General features: G+C 63.6%; 16 protein-coding genes. 4 read left to right on the forward strand and 12 right to left on the reverse strand.

Going from position 1 to position 19,548, the window contains the following annotated elements; translation table 11 throughout:
- Positions 1–411: 411 nt before the first annotated feature.
- Positions 412–657: a hypothetical protein gene (locus JQ575_RS08590; protein ID WP_212032776.1), complete on the reverse strand. Its 246-nt coding sequence runs from the start codon at positions 655–657 to the stop codon at positions 412–414.
- A gap of 309 nt (positions 658–966) precedes the next feature.
- Positions 967–2,703, reverse strand: coding sequence for an adenylate/guanylate cyclase domain-containing protein (locus JQ575_RS08595; RefSeq protein ID WP_212032777.1), 1,737 nt, complete (start codon positions 2,701–2,703; stop codon positions 967–969).
- 214 nt (positions 2,704–2,917) lie between these two features.
- On the opposite strand from JQ575_RS08595, the gene JQ575_RS08600 reads away from it, so the two are divergent.
- Positions 2,918–4,495: a glycosyltransferase family 39 protein gene (locus tag JQ575_RS08600; protein WP_212032840.1), complete on the forward strand. Its 1,578-nt coding sequence runs from the start codon at positions 2,918–2,920 to the stop codon at positions 4,493–4,495.
- Here the strand turns inward: JQ575_RS08600 and JQ575_RS08605 are convergent.
- A complete protein-coding gene (locus JQ575_RS08605) occupies positions 4,415–5,446 on the reverse strand; it encodes a YcjF family protein (protein ID WP_212032778.1) in 1,032 nt (343 codons plus the stop codon). The genes JQ575_RS08600 and JQ575_RS08605 overlap by 81 nt on opposite strands.
- On the reverse strand, positions 5,443–6,906 hold the full coding sequence (locus tag JQ575_RS08610) for a YcjX family protein (RefSeq protein ID WP_212032779.1): 1,464 nt from the start codon (positions 6,904–6,906) through the stop codon (positions 5,443–5,445). The genes JQ575_RS08605 and JQ575_RS08610 overlap by 4 nt, the downstream gene beginning before the upstream one ends.
- Before the next feature lie 229 nt (positions 6,907–7,135).
- Between JQ575_RS08610 and JQ575_RS08615 the strand changes: the two genes are divergently transcribed.
- Positions 7,136–7,930, forward strand: a complete 795-nt coding sequence (locus JQ575_RS08615) for an SDR family oxidoreductase (protein ID WP_192736602.1) — start codon at positions 7,136–7,138, stop codon at positions 7,928–7,930.
- Positions 7,931–8,044: 114 nt separating this feature from the next.
- Here JQ575_RS08615 and mdlC read toward each other — a convergent pair whose 3' ends face one another.
- From mdlC to JQ575_RS08635, 4 genes are all read right to left on the reverse strand, one after another.
- Positions 8,045–9,664 carry a benzoylformate decarboxylase gene (gene mdlC, locus JQ575_RS08620; RefSeq protein WP_212032780.1) on the reverse strand — a complete coding sequence of 540 codons (1,620 nt, stop codon included), beginning with the start codon at positions 9,662–9,664 and terminating at the stop codon, positions 8,045–8,047.
- Positions 9,665–9,771: 107 nt separating this feature from the next.
- A complete protein-coding gene (locus JQ575_RS08625) occupies positions 9,772–10,626 on the reverse strand; it encodes a MaoC family dehydratase N-terminal domain-containing protein (protein WP_212032781.1) in 855 nt (284 codons plus the stop codon).
- Positions 10,623–11,750, reverse strand: a complete 1,128-nt coding sequence (locus JQ575_RS08630; RefSeq protein WP_212032782.1) for a CaiB/BaiF CoA-transferase family protein — start codon at positions 11,748–11,750, stop codon at positions 10,623–10,625. Before JQ575_RS08630 ends, JQ575_RS08625 begins: the two co-directional genes overlap by 4 nt.
- Before the next feature lie 9 nt (positions 11,751–11,759).
- Positions 11,760–12,929 (reverse strand): acyl-CoA dehydrogenase family protein, encoded by a 1,170-nt coding sequence (locus tag JQ575_RS08635; RefSeq protein WP_212032783.1) that lies wholly within the window; start codon positions 12,927–12,929, stop codon positions 11,760–11,762.
- 110 nt (positions 12,930–13,039) lie between these two features.
- On the opposite strand from JQ575_RS08635, the gene JQ575_RS08640 reads away from it, so the two are divergent.
- On the forward strand, positions 13,040–13,963 hold the full coding sequence (locus JQ575_RS08640) for a LysR substrate-binding domain-containing protein (RefSeq protein WP_212032784.1): 924 nt from the start codon (positions 13,040–13,042) through the stop codon (positions 13,961–13,963).
- A 165-nt stretch (positions 13,964–14,128) separates the two neighbouring features.
- Here the strand turns inward: JQ575_RS08640 and JQ575_RS08645 are convergent, their stop codons facing one another.
- The 4 genes from JQ575_RS08645 to JQ575_RS08660 form a co-directional block, all read right to left on the reverse strand.
- Positions 14,129–14,719, reverse strand: coding sequence for a thiamine pyrophosphate-dependent enzyme (locus JQ575_RS08645; protein ID WP_249166524.1), 591 nt, complete (start codon positions 14,717–14,719; stop codon positions 14,129–14,131).
- Positions 14,719–15,285: a thiamine pyrophosphate-binding protein gene (locus tag JQ575_RS08650; protein ID WP_212032786.1), complete on the reverse strand. Its 567-nt coding sequence runs from the start codon at positions 15,283–15,285 to the stop codon at positions 14,719–14,721. Before JQ575_RS08650 ends, JQ575_RS08645 begins: the two co-directional genes overlap by 1 nt.
- Positions 15,286–15,440: 155 nt before the next feature.
- Positions 15,441–16,712, reverse strand: coding sequence for a cytochrome P450 (locus JQ575_RS08655; protein ID WP_212032787.1), 1,272 nt, complete (start codon positions 16,710–16,712; stop codon positions 15,441–15,443).
- Between the two features lie 106 nt (positions 16,713–16,818).
- Positions 16,819–18,105 carry a cytochrome P450 gene (locus JQ575_RS08660; protein WP_212032788.1) on the reverse strand — a complete coding sequence of 429 codons (1,287 nt, stop codon included), beginning with the start codon at positions 18,103–18,105 and terminating at the stop codon, positions 16,819–16,821.
- 232 nt (positions 18,106–18,337) lie between these two features.
- Here JQ575_RS08660 and JQ575_RS08665 point away from each other — a divergent pair, with 232 nt between their 5' ends.
- Complete coding sequence (locus tag JQ575_RS08665) at positions 18,338–19,510, forward strand: isovaleryl-CoA dehydrogenase (RefSeq protein WP_192736591.1); 1,173 nt, start codon at positions 18,338–18,340, stop codon at positions 19,508–19,510.
- Positions 19,511–19,548: the final 38 nt, after the last annotated feature.

Raw genomic sequence — 19,548 nt, forward strand, 5'->3', positions numbered from 1 at the left:
GAAGCGCGGTCGACATCTTGTCTTGGCGCAGGTTGATCGTTCAGGTTTCAGTCTTACCCATCGCCCATCAGTCGTGCGTGCGAGAAAGCCGGTTCGAGAAAGCCGCATTACATTGCGGACAACTACCTGAATGGCTGTTCAGATGTGAAATAGATCACACAACGGAAAGCCGCGATGGGCTAGGCGGCGCGGTTTGCGCCGGACTTCACGTCGTTAAACGGAGCGTTGTGTGGAACGGCGAAAAGGCATTTTCGTCATTGCGAGAAGCGAAGCGACGAAGCAATCCATTCTTTTATTGCTTAGCCAGATGGATTGCTTCGCTTCGCTCGCAATGACGTCTAACAGCACCCGAAACAGAAAACCCCGGCCGCGCTGGGCGACCGGGGTTTCTGAACCGAACGTGTGGTTGGATTAGTAGCAGACGTTGACGGTGCGGAGGACAACGCCGTACGGGGTGAACACCCGGCGGGTCACGTAGCAACCGTCATGGCCGCCACCGATGATGCCGATGCGGAAGCCGTGGCCGTGGCCCCAGTGACCGTGGTGGTGATGGCCGTGGTGATGGTGGTGGTGATGCCACGCCGAAGCGGTGGTGGGAGCCAGCGCCATAACACCGAGGGAAGTGGCGGCGGCGAGAGCGAGAGCAACTTTACGCATGGTCTTTCTCCTTCAATGATGCGCGTTCGACATCTTGTCCTGGCGCGGGTTGATCTTTCAGTTTCAGCCTGGGTTTTAGTTACCCATCGCCCATCAGTCGTACCCGCCAAAAAGCGGGTTCGAGAAATTTGCGTTTCGGTTGGACAGAATTTTCTGAATGCTTGTTCAGGGAGGGTGAGGATCGCGAATGGAATGTAGGGTGGGCAAAGCGCAAGCGTGCCCACCATCCTTTTCGGCATTTGCGCGAGAGAATGGTGGGCACGGCGCAACGCGCCTTTGCCCACCCTACGACATCGGCTTACATCGCCATCACGCCGCGGCAGGCGTCACATCGTCGATCAGCGCCGACAATTCCTTCGCATCCGAAACGCTGCGCACGATCATCGGCTCGTTGCGGCCGCGGATCTCGACTTCATGTTGCGGCAGCGCGTCGGCGGACAGGCCTGCGGCGGCACGAACCTCGTCCGAGATCACCACCTCGCAGGCAAGGCTCTTGGTCATGTCCTGCAGACGTGCGGCGACATTGACGGGATCGCCGAGCGCGGTGAACACCATATGGTCGCGGTAACCGATGTCGCCGACGATCACCTCGCCGCCATTGATGCCGATACCGAAACGGATCGGTTCGCGCAGATCATGTTCCAGAAACCTGTTCACCTCGTCGACATTGGCGGCGATCATGGCGGCGGCCCGCAGCGCCTGCCGGCAGGCCTCCTGCCGGTTGGTGGCAAGCCCGAACAGCGCCAGCATGCCGTCGCCGACGAACTGGTTCGGCCGGCCGCCGCTTTCGATCACCGCTTGCGATACCGCGCCGAGGAATCGGTTGACGATGAAGACGGTGTCGAACGGCAGGCGTTTTTCCGCAAGCTTGGTCGAGCCGCGCATGTCCACGAACATGCTGACGAGATAACGCTCCTGGCCGATCCGCGTCGGACTGGACGACGGTGCGTCGGCCGACATCGTGTGCGGCAGGAAGAGCTGGAAAAAGGAGAGGTCGTTCGCCGGCCGCAACTGACAGGCGAGGCGGATCGACGGATCCGAAGTGCCGACGCGGCCGAGCACGAAGGCTTCGCGCTGCGAGGGCGCGGGCAGGTCGTCGTGGTCGCCGATGATGCGGATACGGCAGGTGGAGCAGCGCGCGCGGCCGCCGCACACGCTGGCATGGGGCACGTTGTGGCGCAGGCTGGCCTCGAGCACGCTGAGGCCCTTGGGAACCCGGACCGTTCGGCCGTTGCCATAGGACAGGTTGATCATGCCGCCGCGGCGCTCGTGGATGGCGCGGGCGCCCTTTGCCAGCAGTGTAAATCCGAGCAGGCCCCAGTAGCCGAGCAGAAGATAGTCCGTGATTTCGTTCAGCACGGCTTTTTCGGCCGATGTCCCCGTCTGGGATCGTTTGAGATTCTCGGCCCGCCATTCGACGCTGTCGCTGTCGACGACGATGCGTCCGCCCTGATAGAGGCCGAGCATGGCAAGCGTCGGAATCAGCACCGCGATGGCCAGCAGATAGGGCGCGGCGGTCTTGAAGAACGCCTTCATGCGCAGCCACAAATACAGACCGATGCAGCCGTGCGTCCAGGAAATCACCAGGACCGCAAACAGCATCCACATTTTGAGCGGCGGCCATGAGATCCAGTAGGCAAAGAACACCTGCGGGTAGAGTATTTCGAGGCCGTACAGCGAATAGCCGAGCCGCACGCCGATCACGTGGGTGATGATCATCGCGGGAATGCTGAGGCCCAGCACAAGCTGCAGCGGCTCGATGGCTTTCCAGCGGAATTGCCGGCGCTCGTACAGCGCCCAGATGCCGAGCCCGGTGTGAATGAGGCAGGCGGCATAGAACACCAGCGTGACCGGCAGGGAATGCCAGAACAGCGTGTGCCAATAGACGCCGCTGGCCAGGGCCTCCATCGAGATATTGCCGAGCGCATGGTTGACGAAATGGCTGACCAGATAGGCAAACAGCACCACGCCGCTGGCCAGACGGATTTGCCGCAGGCTGGTGCCGCGCAGGGTGGCGGTGATTTGTTGACGGGACAGGGAGGCCATGCGGTCCATCAGTGAAGCTGTCGGCGACAATATTGCCTTATTCGCTTGGTGAACACCCTGCAACGTGGCCCCGGCAATCACCTTTTCCGCCGCGAAACGTTGACACCCCCTCGGGAGTCGAAGAAAAAGCGCCGTGACGAACGCCCCCGACAACAGCAACAAACCGGATAGCGCCGGCCGGCCATGGCTTGCCGTGGTGGCGTTGATCGCCGCGATGACGGCGATGCGGCTGATCTATGCTGGAATCATCGAGCTGCGCACCGACGAGGCCTATTACTGGACCTGGTCGAAGGAGAGCGCGCTGACCTTCCTCGACCATCCGCCCGGGATTGCCTGGCTGATCCGGTTCGGTACTGCGATTTTCGGCGACACCAATCTCGGCGTGCGGTTCGGCGGCATCGTGGCGATGCTGATCACGCAGTTGCTGCTTGCCGATATCGTCCGCCGTGTCACCCGTGATTTTCGCGCTATCGTGTTCGCCCTGCTGATGCCGGAGGCCGCGCTCTATTACGGGCTCTTGATGGCGAAGGTGGCGCCGGATACGGCGATGATCCCGCTCGCGGTCGCGATGCTGTGGTCGCTGGTCCGGCTGCACGAAAGCGGCAATGCGCGCTGGTGGCTCGCCGCCGGGCTGTTCGCCGGCCTGGCGATGCTGTCGAAATTCACCGTGATCATGCTGCTGCCCGCAGTGCTGGCGTTTGCGCTGGTGCCGGACTGGCGGCGGCGCTGGCTGCTCAGTCCCTATCCGTGGGCAGCGGCGCTGATTGCATTGATCATGTTTGCGCCGGTGCTGATTTGGAACTACCAGCACGACTGGGCCTCGTTCCGCTTCCAGTTCGTGCGCGCAGTCGCGACCCATCAATTGTCGCTCCGCACCGTCGGCGATTATCTCGGCCTGCAGTTCGGCCTCGTCGGCTTCGTGCTGTTGCCGGTGGTGCTGTCGGGCGTGGCGCTGACGGCGTGGCGCGGCTATCGCCATCGCGAGCCGGTCGCGATCCTGCTCTCGACCGCTGTCATCGTGCCGTTCGGCTACTTCTTCTGGAAGTCGCTGACATTGCGCGTCGGCGACACCTGGCCGATGTTCCTGTGGCCGGCCGGATTTGCCGCCACCGCCATCAACCTTGCAATGCTGCCGCGCGAGGGCTGGCCGGAATGGATGATCACGTCCACCAACAAATGGGCGAGGGTGGCGGTGATTTCAGGCATCGCCTTTGTCGTCGGCGTGTTCTTCTATTATGTCGCCGTCCCCTGGAACCTGATCGGCCGCGCCGATCCGGTCGGCGGCGAGGCCGGTTATGAGCAGGTGGTGGCGCGCGCGCAGGATCAGTTGCAAAAAACCGGCGCGACCTGGATCGCGACCACGGACTATCGCACCTACGCGATGCTGCGCTGGTATTTCAACGGCCGCGTGCCGGTCATTCAAATCAACGAACGCGGCAGATTTCAGGGCTTTCGCGATCCCGGCATGAACCTCATCCGGGACCACGCCGGCCTCTACGTCGCGCGCGAGCCGGACAACCGCCTGCCGATCTGGGATTTCACCTCAGCCAAGCGGCAGCCGCTCGAACGCGTCGAGCGCAGCTGGCGCGGCGTGGTGATGGATACCTATGCGCTGGAGAAGCTGACCGGCTGGACGCCCGAACTCTCGCCGCCGCCGGACACGCCGCTCTTCCGCTGGCGCGTGTTGGCCGGCAATGCGCAGCCGGGAATGTCACTCCTCGCCGTCGCGCTTGCGCAGAAGGTCTTTCGCGAGATCGCCGAGCGCGGGCCGCGGCAGCGCGGTGAAGGGTAGTGGCCGCGTCACGTCGATGGCGGCGAGGCCGAGCCTCGCGGTGAGCAGCCCGTTGAGCACGCCTTCGCCGAGCCGCTGCGAGAGCTTTGCCGCGATGCCGTGGCCGAGCATCTGCTGCACCAGACTGTCTCCAATCGCCATGCCGCCGGTAACGGCGAGGTGGCCGATGACGTGGCGCAGCAGGCTGAGCATGCCGAGCGTTCCCGGCCGGCCGCCATAGAGCCGCGCCAGTTGCCGGATCAGCCGCATCGCGGCCACGAACACGAACAGCACGTCGATCAGCGCGCGCGGACTGACCGCTGTCACGACCGAGACGCGTTGCGCCGCCGTGGAGACCAGCCGCCGCGCCTCCTCGTCGAGCGGCGCCATCAATTCGCGCTCCGCCAGCTTGATCATGTCGGCGCCGTCGATGATGTCGTCGGCGTGACCCACCAGCGTGGCGCGGGCGCGCGCCAGTTGCGGGTTCTGATGCGCGAGCTTCAAGAGGTCGTTGACGATGGCGCGGCTGGCGGCGCGATCGTCGCTAAGCAACACTTCGGCGGCGCGCTGGTGCAGCTTCTCGATGGCGGCAAGCCGCGCCAGCCCGAACGCTTCGCGCGCGATCACAACCGTCAGCGCCAGCGCCGCGGCGACGGCAAACGTCAGCGCGACATAACCCATTGTCTGGCTGCGCGCGAACAGATCCTCGATCAAATTGACAACGCCGAGCCCGAGGCCGAGCAGCACCAGCCCGCCGGTGGCGGTCCCGAACAGCGTGCCCCAGCGGAAGCCGCGCCTGGCCGGGACCAGGGGCCTGTCGATCGGCACCGGCAATTGCGCAGGGTCGGGCTCCGGCGTGATGTGCACCGTGCCGCGGGCGGGGCGGCTGGCATCATCCGGATCCATCACGACCACGCCGGGATCGTCGAGCTTGAACGTCGCCGGCCGCCGATGGGGCGTCTTCTCGCTCATTGCAGTTTGTCTCCGATCAGGAACTGAAGGGCGCGGTCAAGGCGGATATGAGGCAAAGCGGGTTCCTCGCCGCCTTCGCGCAGCAGCAGCGGCGGCCGGAAGCGCAGGAAGCGATAGTCGGCCTTTTCCGAAGGCGTGCTGGAGAGACCGCGGAACGTGCCCTTGAACAGTTCCTCGGGATCGCTGGGCAGGTCACCCGGAAACGTCGCCACTTCGGTTTCGCCGTCAAACGTATCGCCGTTGGCGACTTCGCCTGAGGCCGGCGTGCCGAGCAGCGAGGGCAGTTTTTCCCGGCCCCGCGCGACCATCGCCTCACGGGTGGCGCGCACCGCGGCTAGCGCTACGACGTCGATGGACGCTCCGGCATATTCGGCGCGGTCGGCCGCCTTGGCGACCGCTCGCCGCAATATGGCTTCGAGTCGGTCATGGCTCGAATGATGCAAGTGGTCGGCCTTGGTGGCGGCAAACAGGATGCGATCGATCCGCGGCCGGAACAGATTGCTCAGGATCGTGCTGCGGCCGATCCGGAAACAATCGAGGATGCCGGCGAGCGCGGCTTCCAGGTCGTGCAGCGCCTCCGGTCCGGCGTTGAACGCCGCGAGCGCATCGACCAGCACGATCTGGCGATCGAGCCGCGCGAAATGATCGCGGAAGAACGGCCGCACCACGACGTCCTTGTAGGCCTCGTAACGCCGCCGCATCATCGCCCACAGCGAACCGTCAGGGGCGGTGCCGTCGATGGGCACGTCGAGCGGCGCAAAGGTCAGCGCCGGCGAACCTGCAAGATTGCCCGGCATCAGGAAACGGCCGGGCGGCAGCAGGCTCATCGCGAAGCGCTCGTCGCGGCAGGCGCGCAAATAATCCGTGAACAATTTGGCTGCCATGCGCGCCGCCGGTTCGTCCTCGCGGGCCTCGGCATTCAGCGTTGCCAGCTGTTCATGCCACGGCGTGGCGAGCTTTTCGCGCGGGCCTTCGCGTGAGAGCGCGAGGCTCTCGGCCGACCATTGCTCGAAACTCTTGTTGAGCAACGGCAGGTCGAGCAGCCATTCGCCGGGGTAGTCGACGATATCAAGCGTCAACGTGCGATCGGCGCCGTTCTGGCGCTGATAGTCCATCACCAGTCGTAACTCGCTGATGTCGACGGTGGAGGCCGGCCAGCGCCGCTCCTCGATCAGGGTGCGGACGTGGTTCTCATAGTCGAAGCGCGGCACCGCATCGTCAGGCTGCGGCTCGAGGCGGGCGCGGGCGATGCGCCCGGTCGCATATGCTTCGAACACCGGAAAACGGCCGCCGCGGGTGAGGCCGTGGATCAGCGCCGTGATGAACACGGTCTTGCCAGCGCGGGACAGGCCGGTGACGCCGAGCCGCACGGTCGGATGGAAGAAGCTGTCGCCGTAATCGAGCAGCGCCCGCGCCGACAGCCGCGCTTCCTCGACGATATCCTGAAAACTGGGGGCCATGCGTCGTGGAGGGCTCGATGAGAGGGCAGGAGACAATGGGCGGGCGATCACCCGCAAAAGTGGCGATTGGCGGGCCAAAATCAAGCTTCAGTTGCGATGCCGGCCGGGGGATCGGACAGCGCATTGACGATCCAGGGGGCACGTTTTATCGCTCCGTGACAATTTTCCGGGCGAGGCTTACGTTTCCGATCCGGGTTCAGTTGAAAACAGTAATCAAGGGAGAACGGCCATGCAGGTGACCGGAAAAGTCGTGGTTGTCACCGGCGGCGCCAGCGGCATCGGCCGCGCGCTGTGCGAAGCCTTCCACCGCGCCGGCGCGGCCAAGGTCGTGGTCGCCGATATCAATCCGGACGGCGCGCGAACCGTCGCCACGCCGATCAATGGCGCGGCGTTCAAATGCGATGTCGGCAAGGAGAAGGATGTCCTGCACGTCATCGAGGAGACCGAGAAGCAATTCGGCCCGATCGCGCTGTTCTGTTCCAACGCCGGCATCGGGGGCGGCTTCGATCCGTTGTCCACCAATGCGGGCGGAACTTCGGATGAGCCCTGGTCGCGAAGCTGGGCCGTTCACGTCATGGCGCATGTCTATGCCGCGCGGCACCTGATCCCGCGCATGAAGGCGCGCGGCGGCGGCTATTTCCTCAACACGATATCAGCGGCGGGACTGCTGTCGCAGGTCGGCAGCCCGGCCTATTCGACCACCAAACATGCGGCGGTCGGCTTTGCGGAGAATCTGGCGATCTCGCACAAGGCCGACGGCATCAAGGTTTCGATCCTGTGCCCGCAGGGCGTCGATACCGCGATGCTCAGGTCGATTCCAAAAGGCCCGCAATCCGGCGACGGCGACCTGTCGGCGGAGCAGGTGGCGCAGGATGTGCTCGCGGGGCTTGAGCAGGAAACCTTTGCGATCCTGCCGCACCCGCAGGTGCTCGGTTACATGCGCAAGAAGACCGAGAATTACGATCGCTGGATATCAGGCATGGCGAAGATCCAGGCCAAGATGCGGGAAGCGTACGGGAAATAATTGCTCCTCATGGTGAGGAGCGCGCTTGCGCGCGTCTCGAACCATGAAGGCCCGGATGCTTGGCCATCCTTCGAGACGCGGCCAAGAGGCCGCTCCTCAGGATGAGGTTCTTTGTCAATCCTTCTTCGTGTAAAGCAGCGGCACCGCTGAATCCACCATCACCTCGATCAGGCTGGCACCCTGATGCGCCAGCCCGCGCTTCAGCGCAGCGCCAAGCTCCGATGCCTTGCTGATGCGAACCGCGTGACACCCCATGCCCTCGGCGATTTTCACAAAATCGATGTCCGGCAGTTCGAGGCCGGGCACGTTGCGGACCTGCATCACCTGACTGAACGAGCGCATCGCGCCGTAGCCGGAATTGTTGATCACCACCACCGTCAGCGGCAGCTTGCGCTGGGCCGCGGTCCACAGCGCCTGGATCGAATACATCGCCGAGCCGTCGCCGATCAGGCAGACGGTGCGCACATCGGGACGTCCCAGCGATATTCCAACAGCGGCGGGCAGGCTGAAGCCGAGGCCGCCGCTCGCCATGGTGTAGAAACTGTCCTGGCCGCGCATCGGCATGAATTTCTGCATCGCCGGGCGGTGCGACGGCGCTTCCTCGACCAGCGCAGCGTCTTTCGGCATGGCGTGGAACAACGCATCCAGCAGGAATTCGGTGGGGATCGGATCGGCGGCCGTGGGCGCGGGCAACGGCGCGCGGCCGGCCGGGATCACGCGTTTGGTCTCGGGCAGCAGGTCCAGCAGCATCGTCAGCGCCGGCTTCATCGTCGCGACGATGCTGGTGCCTGATGGCGTCACCGCCGCCGCGGTCGGATCGTCGGTGATCTGGAAGATCGTGGTGGTGCCATCGAAGATCGCGGCGTGACCTTCGACATGGAAGGTGAAAATCGGCGCGCCGATCACGACCACAAGGTCGTGGTCGCGCAGCGCGTCGGAAACCTGTCCCGGCGAGGCATGCAAAAAGCCCGCGAATTGCGGATGCCGCTCCGGAAACGAACAGCGCGCCGAGAACGGGCTGACCCACACCGCGGCGCGGGCTTTCTCCGCCACGCGCACCATCAGGTCGACGGCCTCAGCGCGATCGACACTGGGACCGACAACGAGGGCAGGACGTTTGCTGTCGGCGAGCGCTGATACCAGCGCCTTCATAGCATCTGGATCGGGCCCGAGCTCGCGGCTGACCTGGCGCGCCTCGACCGGCTGTGTCGGCCGTGTCCAGTCATCGACCGGCACCGAGACGAAGGTCGGTCCGCACGGCGGCTGCATCGCCACGTAGTAGGCGCGCGCGATCGCGGCCGGTACGTCCTCAGGCCGCGCCGGTTCGATGCTGTATTTCACGTAAGGCTGCGGAAATTCCGTCGCCCGTTCGGCAAACAGGAACGGCAGCAGCGGCATGATCGAGCGCGCCTGCTGGCCGGCGGTGATGACGATCGGCGTCTGGTTGCGGTAGGCGTTGAAGATATTGCCCAGCGCATTGCCGACGCCGGCGGCGGAATGCAGGTTGACGAAGCCGGCGTTGCGGGTCGCCTGCGCATAGCCGTCGGCCATGCCGACCACGGAGGCTTCGTGCAGCCCCAGCACGTAATCGATGTCGTCAGGCCAGTCGCTCAGGAACGGCAGTTCCGTTGAACCGGGATTGCCGAACACTTTCTTGACGCCGAACGCCCGCAGCAGGTTGAAGGTGGCGTCCTTGACGGTGGTGGATTTGGTTTCGGTGGGCTTGCGGGACAAGGGATGTCCTTATTTCGTCATTGCGAGGAGCGAAGCGACGAAGCAATCCAGATTTTTGCTCGCAGTCAAGATGGATTGCTTCGCTGCGCTCGCAATGACGACCTAGCTTACCAGCTGGCCGTACCCTTCATGGTCGGCCGGCCGGCCGAATTGGCGGTCCACAGCTCCATGCCGGCGCCGGTGTCGTTGGCATTGACCGAGAACTCGCTGCCTTCGAACAGCGGCTGCACGCCGCGATAGCCAAGTTTCTTCGGCGCCGCGCCGCCGTGCAGTTTAGCGGCGAACTCCACGATCAGGGCAGCCTGCAGCGGGCCGTGGAACACCAGGCCCGGGTAGCCCTCGACCTTGGTGACGTAATCGCGATCGTAATGGATGCGGTGACCATTGAAGGTCAGCGCCGAATAACGGAACAGCAGCACGGGGTCGGCCATGTGGCTTTCGCGGTGCTTTGCGACCGGTGGCGGCGGGGGCGCCTTGCCGGAAGCCGCCGGCGGCGTGCTCGACAGGTCACGATAGACGATATCCTGGCGCTCGCGGATCGCTACGCCACGCGAGGTTGTGATGATGTGCTCGACCGCGACAAAACATAACGCGCCGGTGCTGCCGGTCTTCATGGTGACGTCGGCAATCCGCGAGGTACGCTTGGCTTCATCGCCGACGCGCAACGCGTCCAGGAATTCGAGTTCGCCGCCGGCCCACATCCGGCGCGGCAGCGGCACCGGCGGCAGGAAGCCGCCGCGGGTGGGATGGCCGTCCGGGCCGAGCATCGACATCGGAAACACCGGCTGCGCCAGGCACCAATGCGTGGTCCAGGGCGCGGCATCGCCTGTCTTGGGCTCGCCGATCTCCTGAAACAGCGTCGCGCGCAAGCCCTTCACGAGTTGCGCGGTGACGGCGTCCGAAGCCTCCGTGGTTTTTCCGATCCAGCCGCGCAAGTGATCGAGGTCGAGTTTTTCCGTCATGAAGATTTGGCCCGTGCAGAGGCTTTGGGGAGTTCGATGTGCTCGCCGATCGCAGGCACCGCGCCGTAATGCCTGTTCTCGCCGACGAAGATCGCGGCCGGCGCGGCGTAGCTCACCTTGCCCTTTGGCGTATCGACCTCGATGCGGCGCAGATGGGGATGCACGGCAAGATCGGCCATGGTGTTGACCTCGGCAAAGGCGATGTCGGCGTCGGCCAGCCGCTTCAGGAGATCGACGCGATCCATCGTGGCAAAACTGTCGGCCACGATCTTGTCGGTCACAGTGCGGTTTTTGACGCGCTCGACCATGTTGGCCAGGCGGGGATCATTGGGCAGATCGGGTTGGTCCAGCACCTCGGCGCAGAGCTTCTTCCACTCGCGCTCGCTCTGGATCGAGATCAGGATGCCCTTGCCGTCCTTGGACTGGAATACGCCGTAGGGGGCAATGGACGGATGCGCCAGCGCCATCCGCTTCGGCGGATTACCGGCTTCCGAATTGATCAGCGGCACCGCCATCCAGTCGGCCATCACGTCGAACATCGAAATCCGGATATCGGCGCCCTTTCCGGTACGGCCGCGGGCGATCAGCGCCTCAAGGATGGAAGCATGCGCGGTGGCGCCGGTCGCGATATCGACGACGGAGATGCCGACCCGCGAAGGCCCCTCCGGCCCGCCGGTGATCGACGCAAGGCCGCTCTCGGCCTGGATCAGGAGGTCATAGGCCTTGCGGTCGGCATAGGGGCCGTCATCGCCATAGCCTGATATGGTGCAGCAGATCAGCGCCGGATAATCCTTGCGCAACCGCTCCAGCGAGAAGCCGAGCTTGTCCATCGAGCCGGGTTTCAGGTTTTGCAGCAACACGTCGGCGCTGGCGATCAGTTCTTCCATCGCCGCGCGCCCGTCCTTGGTGGCGAGATCGACCACCACGGAATTCTTGCCGCGGTTGAGCCAGACGAAATAGCTGCTCTGTCCCTTCGCCGCGGCGTCATAGCCGCGGGCGAAATCGCCCTCGGGGCGTTCCACCTTGATGACATGGGCGCCGGCATCCGCCAACCGCGAGCTGCAAAACGGCGCAGCGACCGCCTGTTCGACGGCGACGACGATCAATCCCTCTAACGGCAGCATTATGTGTTCTCAGTAGGAGCGGGGCATGCCGAGCACATGCTCGGACACGAAGGAAAGAATGAGATTGGTCGAGATCGGCGCCACCTGATAGAGCCGCGTCTCGCGGAACTTGCGCTCGACGTCGTATTCCTCGGCAAAGGCAAAGCCGCCATGGGTCTGCACGCAGGCATTGGCGGCTTCCCAGGAAGCGTCGGCTGCCAGCATCTTGGCCATGTTGGCTTCGGCGCCGCATTCGAGCCCGGCTTCATATTTGCGGGTGGCTTCCTTCACCATCAGCTCAGCCGCGCGCATCTGCGCATAGGCCTTGGCGATCGGGAACTGGACGCCCTGATTCTGGCCGATCGGACGGCCGAACACCACGCGCTCCTTGGCGTAGGCGGTGGCTTTGGCGATGAACCATTTGGCGTCGCCAACGCATTCCGCGGCAATCAGGATGCGTTCCGCGTTCATGCCGGACAGGATGTAGCGGAAACCCTTGCCTTCCTCGCCGATCAGGTTTTCGGCGGGCACCCGCATGTCCGTGAAGAACACTTCCGTGGTGGCGTGGTTCATCATGGTGCGGATCGGGCGGATCTCGAGGCCGTTGCCTTTCGCTTCGCGCATGTCGACGATGAACACCGACAGACCATCGGTGCGCTTCTTGGCGTCCTCCTTCGGCGTGGTGCGCGCCAAGAGGATCATCAGGTCGGAATATTCGGCGCGGCTGGTCCAGATTTTCTGGCCGTTGACGATGTAGCCGTTGTTGCCGTCGCGTTTGGCAAAGGTCTTCAGCGAGGAGGTGTCGGTGCCGCTGGTCGGTTCGGTGACGCCGAACGCCTGCAGCCGCAATTCGCCGCTCGCGATTTTGGGCAGCCATTTTGCCTTCTGCTCGTCGCTGCCGTGCCGCAGCAGCGTGCCCATCGTGTACATCTGGGCGTGGCAGCCGCCGCCATTGCAGCCGGCGCGCTGGATCTCTTCGAGGATCGCAGCCGCCGCGGACAGTTTCAGTCCGGCGCCGTTATATTCCTCGGGGATCAGCACCGAGAGATAGCCGGCCTGCGTCAGCGCATCGACGAACTCGCTCGGATATTTCATCTCGCGGTCGAGCTTGCGCCAGTATTCGCCGGGGAATTGGGCGCAGAGTTTCGCGACTGCGTTGCGGATATCGGCGAACTCGTCGGGTTGTTCGTGTGCGGTCATTTGAAGTGCCGTCGTTGTGATTGGGGATGGGCTTGCAGTTGTGAAACCACCGTGAAGTCCCTATGCTCAATTGTTATAGCGTATTAACCTGCATTCCAAGATTGGCAAGCATGGATTTCCGACAGCTAAGGACGTTCAGTTGCGTGGCCGAACTCGGAAGCCTCAGCAAGGCCTCCGACACGTTGCGGGTCGCGCAGCCGGCGCTCAGCCGCCAGATCAAGCTGCTCGAGCACGAGCTGCGCGCCGAGCCGTTTACCCGCAACGGCCGCGGCATGGTGCTGACCGAAGCCGGCCGTCTGCTGCTGGCGCGGACCGCTGGCATCGTACGGCAAATCGATCAAATTCGCGACGATATCCAGTCCTCCGGCGGACCGCCGTCGGGACGGGTGGTGCTGGGGCTGGTTCCGACCGTGAGCTGCGTGATCTCGGCGCGTCTGGCGCGGCGCACCGTCGAAAGCTATCCGGGCATCTCGCTTTGCATCGTCGAGAGTTACAGCGGACATCTGATTGAGTGGCTGCACCGCGGCCAGATGGATCTCGCCGTGATCTACGGACCGTCGGCCGATCTGCACCTCACCGTGCAACACCTCGGCCGTGACAAGATCGTGGCCGTCGGCCCGCGCGGTTGCGGGCTGACGAAGAAGAAGCAGGTCGATATCGACTGGCTGTTGCGGCAGCGGCTGGTGTTGCCCAGTCATTCGCACGGGCTCCGGACGCTGATCGAGCATGCGGCGGCAAAGAAGAAACTGAAGCTCGATGTCCAGGTCGAGGCCGATTCCTTTCGCGTCCTGACCAGCCTGGTCGAGGAGGGCCTCGGATATGCGCTGCTGCCGCCATCCTCGCTGCGCGCGGAAGTCGCCGACGGCCGGCTGGAAGTCGCCACGATTGCAAAACCGGCGCCGATGCGCGAACTCACCATCGCGTCCCCCATCGAGCATCCCGGTTCGACCGCCATCACGCTCGTCACTGATCTGCTCCGCAAGGAGGTCGATGCCTGCCGCAAGGAAGGCCTCTGGGATATCCAGGTCGGCTGAACCACTGGCACCTCCGTCATCCTGAGGTGCGCGCTCTTGCGCGCCTCGAAGGATAGACGGCCCGTGGCCCATCCTTCGAGGCTCGTCCAGCGGTGCAAGTGCACCGCTGGGCTCGCACCTCAGGATGACGGCGAGCGCGCTGCTAGCACCAAGCGGCATCACCACCTACGTAACCGCAAACCCCAGATTTTCCCGGAACCGGTTCTTCAGGAACACGCCGTCGCGCGGCGGCAGCGCGCGATCGACATGGCCGGTGGCGATACGAATGCGCGTCAGCCGCGGCCCGGCGTCGATGCGCTGCAGCGTCGGCCGATAATCATTGACGCCCTTGATGTCTGATATCTCGGTGACCGAGCGAAAGCCCGCGCCGGTCGCGATCACATCGAGCTGGGCGCCGAGACCGGAATGGCTGACCTGCATGCCGGTCTCGCCGAAATGGCCATTGTCGAGAATGACGATGGTCAAATTGCCCGGCGTCTTGGTGGCGATCGTCAGCAGGCTGCCGATCCCCATCAACTGCTCGCCGTCGCCGGTGATGACGGCCACCGGCCGCTTCGGTTGCGCCAGCGCAAGGCCAAGGCCGACCATGCCGGCCCCGCCCATCGCGCCCCACAAATAGAAATTACCGGGATGCTCACCGGCATCGAACACGTCGTAGGATGCCGAGCCGAGCCCGGTTACCACGAGCAGGTCCTTGCGATCGGCGAGCAACGACCTGACGGCCTCGCGGCGACCAAGCGTGAAATTCTGGACCATCACTTCGTCTCCGTCCATTTCTTGCGGCCGAGCATGCGCTGCGAAATCAGCACCGCGATCTGCTGGTCGCTCTCGAATGCCAGCGAACAGGCGGCCGAAATAACCTCTTCCGCATCTTCAGGCCGTTCGAGCCTGAACACGGTGATACCCATGATTTCGAAGGCCTGCGGCGTCGCTTTCCCCATCGGGATTTGCCACGGGTTGAATTCGGCCCATTCGCCGCGCATCGTCACCAATGTCAGGAAAGGCAGGCGGCAGCTCGCGGCCAGCGAGAACATGTTCACGCAATTGCCGACGCCGCTCGACTGCATCAACAGCACTGAGCGGTCGCCGCCGAGCCAGGCACCGGCGGACAGCGCGACGCCTTCCTCTTCGGTGGTCAGTACGGTGGTCTGGATCGCGGGATCGGCGTGCGACAACTCGATCAGCCGGGAGTGGCCGGCATCGGGAACATAGGAGATTTGCGAGACGCCATGCGCTTTCAGCGTCTTGTAGATCTGCAGCGGCCAGCTTTGGCCGGCCTGGGTATCGTCTTTGGCGTCATCGCTGACAGCAACATCGTTCATGGCAGCCTCGGTTCCGGGTCACGTCTCCCGCGTGACCACGCCCAAGGTTTAGCCCAGAAGACCGCGGTGCGGCCTTCTCATCTGGTTCAAGCTGCCATGCCGCGATTTTATAGGGGCGCCGGTAAAGCCTTTGGCGTTGATAGCCTCAGGCGCTCTCAGGAAATCCGCACCGGCAGGGATTCGATGCCGCGCACAAAGCTGGAATAGACCCGCTTCGGCTCGCCCACCACCTCGATGCGGTCGAACCGCTTCAGCATTTCCTGCCACACGATTTTCAGCTGCAACTCGGCCAGCCGCATGCCGACGCAGCGGTGGATGCCGAAGCCGAACGAGAGGTGCGTGCGGGGCCGGGCGCGGTCGATGATGAACTCGTCGGGCTTCTCGATGCCTTCTTCGTCGCGGTTGCCGGAGACGTACCACATCACGACACGGTCGCCCTTTGCGATCTTCTTGCCGCCGATCTCGGTATCGACCAGCGCGGTGCGCCGCATATGCGCCAGCGGCGTTTGCCAGCGGATCACTTCCGGCACCATGCTGTCGATCACTGCCGGATTGTCGCGCAGCTTCTGGTACTGCTCGGGATGCTCGTTCAGCGCCAGCACCGAGCCGCTCATGGTGTTGCGGGTGGTGTCGTTGCCGCCGACGATCAGGAGGATGATGTTGCCCATCAGATTGTCGGGGTCCATGTGCCGCGTCGCTTCGCTATGGGCCATCATGGACAGCAGATCGTTGCGTGGCTCGCTGTTGACGCGCTCATTCCAGAGCTTTGAGAAATAGCCGTAGCATTCGTCCATTTCCTGGCGCCGCTGTTCCGGCGATTCAACGACGCCGCTCTTGGGCAGCGCGGTCGAGACGTCGGACCAGCGCGTCAGCTTGCGGCGTTCTTCCCAGGGGAAGTCGAACAGCGTCGCCAGCATCTGCGTCGTCAGTTCGATCGAGACCCGGTCGACGAAGTTGAAGGTCTCGTTGCGCGGCAGATCGTCGAGCACCTTGCAGGCGCGCTCGCGGATCAGTTTTGCCAGCTCGTCCAGATGCGTCGGCGTGAACATCGGCGACACCGTCTTGCGCTGCGCCGAGTGCCGCGGCTGGTCCATCGCGATGAAGCTCGGATAGTCATAGCCGGGCGGCACGTCGCGGATCGAAATGCCGCCGAGCGTCGAGTCGGAGGAGAAGATGCCGTGGTTGGTGTCGACATGCATGATGTCGTTGTATTTGGTCACCGACCAGTACGGCTCGATCGGCGCGTTGGTGCAGTAATGCACCGGCTCTTCCTTGCGCAGCCGTTCGAACCACGGCCACAACGTATCGTTCTGGAACAGCTTTGGCGCACCGGGATGAAATTCGCTGAGCGGCGTCGAGTAGGCCTCCTCGCGCGCGGCGCGCAGAAGCTCTTGTCTGTCGGCTCGGATCGCGGCCTGGACGTTCATCGTCGTTCATCCCCGGGTACAAGGAAACGTAGAAGGAATGTATTAGACTATAACTTATAGGCCTTCTAAGCGCAAAGCCCGTGCAGGTAGTTGCGGAACTGGCTGCCTAGTTCGAGATGCGCGCGGGCAGGGTCTCGTAACCCTTGACAAAGCTTGAATAAACCCGCTTCGGCTCGTCCATCACCTCGATCTTGTCGAAGCGCTTGAGGATCTCTTCCCAGATAATCTTCAATTGCAGTTCCGCCAGCCGCAAGCCGACGCAGCGGTGGATGCCGAAGCCGAACGAGATGTGGGTGCGGGGCCGGGCCCGGTCGATGATGAACTCGTAGGGGCGTTCGATGATCTCTTCGTCGCGGTTGCCCGAGACGTACCACATCACGACCTTGTCGCCCTTCTTGATCTGCTTGCCGCGGAACTCGATATCCTCGAGCGCGGTGCGCCGCATATGCGCCAGCGGCGTCTGCCAGCGGATTACCTCGGGAACAAAACTGTCGATCAGCGCGGGATTGTCGCGCAGCTTCTTGTACTGATCCGGATTTTTGCTCAGCGCATAGATGCTGCCCGACAGCGTGTTGCGGGTGGTGTCGTTGCCGCCGACGATCAAGAGGATCAGGTTGCCGAGGAAGTTCTTCGGGTCCATGTCGCGGGTGGCTTCGCTGTGCGCCATCATCGACAGCAGGTCGCTCTTCGGCGGCTGGTTGATCCGGTCTTTCCACAGCGTGGCGAAATAGGTCGCGCATTCCAGAAGCTCGGCCTGCCGCGCCTCTTCGGTCGGGACGAGGCCGCCGGGCCCCGGTATCGTCGTCGCAACGTCGGACCAGCGCGTCAGCTTGCGGCGGTCCTCCCAGGGGAAGTCGAACAGCACCGCGAGCATCTGGGTGGTGAGCTCGATCGAGACCCGGTCGACCCAGTCGAACACTTCGCCTCGCGGCAGATTGTCGAGGCATTCGGCCGACCGCTTGCGGATGTTGATCGCGAGCTGGTCGAGATGGGTCGGCGTGAACATCGGCGCCACGGTCTTGCGCTGCGCCGAGTGGCGCGGCTGGTCCATGGCGATGAAGCTCTCGCGGCGCAGATCGGTCGCGACGTCGCGGATGGTGATGCCGCCGAGATAGGCCGCCGACGAGAACACCGCGTGGTTGGTCTCGATGTCCATGATGTCGTTGTATTTGGTGATCGACCAATACGGCCCGAACATGCTGTCCTTGCAGTAATGCACCGGCGCTTCCCGGCGCAGCCGGTCGAAATACGGCCAGAACGTATCGGTCTTGAAGAGTTCGGGATCGCCGGGGTCGAACTCGGCCAGCGGCAGCGAATAAGCGCGCTCGCGTGCGGTCTTTTGCCGGGAGTCCAGTTCAATGGAATCCTGGGTGAGTTCGACGGTTCCCTGCATGAGCGGCTCCCTGATTGTTTTCCGCGCGCCGGGATTCGCCCGGTGGCGGTATTTTGGGGTGATTACAGCCGTTCGTACGTGCCGGGGCAAGGGACAGTTTTGTTGCTTCGGCCGCAATGAACTTTACCCCCGGCCGGGGCCGATACGGAGCCGTATCATTCCTCGTGACAAGCGCGCCTGCAGGGGTTAAGGCTTATCCCAACAAAGATATTTCGCCGGAGGTCGCCCGACCATGATTCCCAATGCGTACCGGATGTTCAATTTCGATCTCGGTGAAACCGCGGATGCCATTCGCGAAACCGTGTTTGCCTTTTCGAGCAAGGAGATCGCGCCGCGCGCGGCCGAAATCGACAAGAGCAACCAGTTTCCAAGGGATCTCTGGCCCAAGATCGGCGCGCTCGGCCTGCACGGCATTACCGTCGAGGAGGAATATGGCGGCACCGGGCTCGGCTATCTCGAGCACTGTATCGCGGTCGAGGAAATGTCGCGGGCGTCAGCGGCGGTCGGGCTTTCCTACGGCGCGCATTCCAACCTCTGCGTCAACCAGATCCGCCGCAACGGCAATGACGCGCAGAAGCGCAAATATCTGCCGAAACTGATCTCGGGCGAACATGTCGGATCATTGGCAATGTCGGAGCCGGATTCCGGCTCCGACGTCGTGTCGATGAAGACGCGCGCGGACAAGAAAGGCGACCGCTTCGTGCTGACCGGCAGCAAGATGTGGATCACCAACGGCCCGGTCGCCGACACGCTGGTGGTCTATGCCCGGACCGACGCCAATGCCGGCCCGCGCGGCATCACGGCGTTCATCATCGAAAAGGGCATGAAGGGATTTTCCACCGCGCAAAAGCTCGACAAGCTCGGCATGCGCGGCTCCGACACCTGCGAACTGGTGTTCGACAATTGCGAAGTGCCGGAAGAGAACGTGCTCAGCGAAGTCGGCCGCGGCGTCAACGTCCTGATGTCCGGCCTCGATTATGAACGCGCGGTGCTGGCCGCGGGTCCCATCGGCATCATGCAGGCCTGCATGGACGTGGTGCTGCCTTACGTGCATGAGCGCAAGCAGTTCGGCCAGCCGATCGGCACCTTCCAGCTGGTGCAGGGCAAGATCGCCGACATGTACACCACGATGAACGCCTCGCGCGCCTATGTGTATGCGGTGGCGAAGGCCTGCGACCGCGGCGAGACCACGCGCGAGGACGCCGCCGGCGCCATCCTCTATGCCGCCGAGAAGGCGACGCAATGCGCGCTCGACGCCATCCAACTGCTCGGCGGCAATGGCTACATCAACGACTATCCAACCGGCAGGCTGTTGCGCGACGCCAAGCTCTACGAGATCGGTGCTGGAACCAGCGAAATCCGGCGCATGCTGATCGGGCGGGAGCTGTTCGACAAGTCGGCGTAAGTGAACCGGATCACACTCCGGTCGACAAATTGGTGTAA

The sequence above is a fragment of the Bradyrhizobium sp. JYMT SZCCT0428 genome (assembly GCF_018131075.1).
In the GTDB taxonomy this organism is placed as follows: Bacteria; Pseudomonadota; Alphaproteobacteria; order Rhizobiales; family Xanthobacteraceae; genus Bradyrhizobium.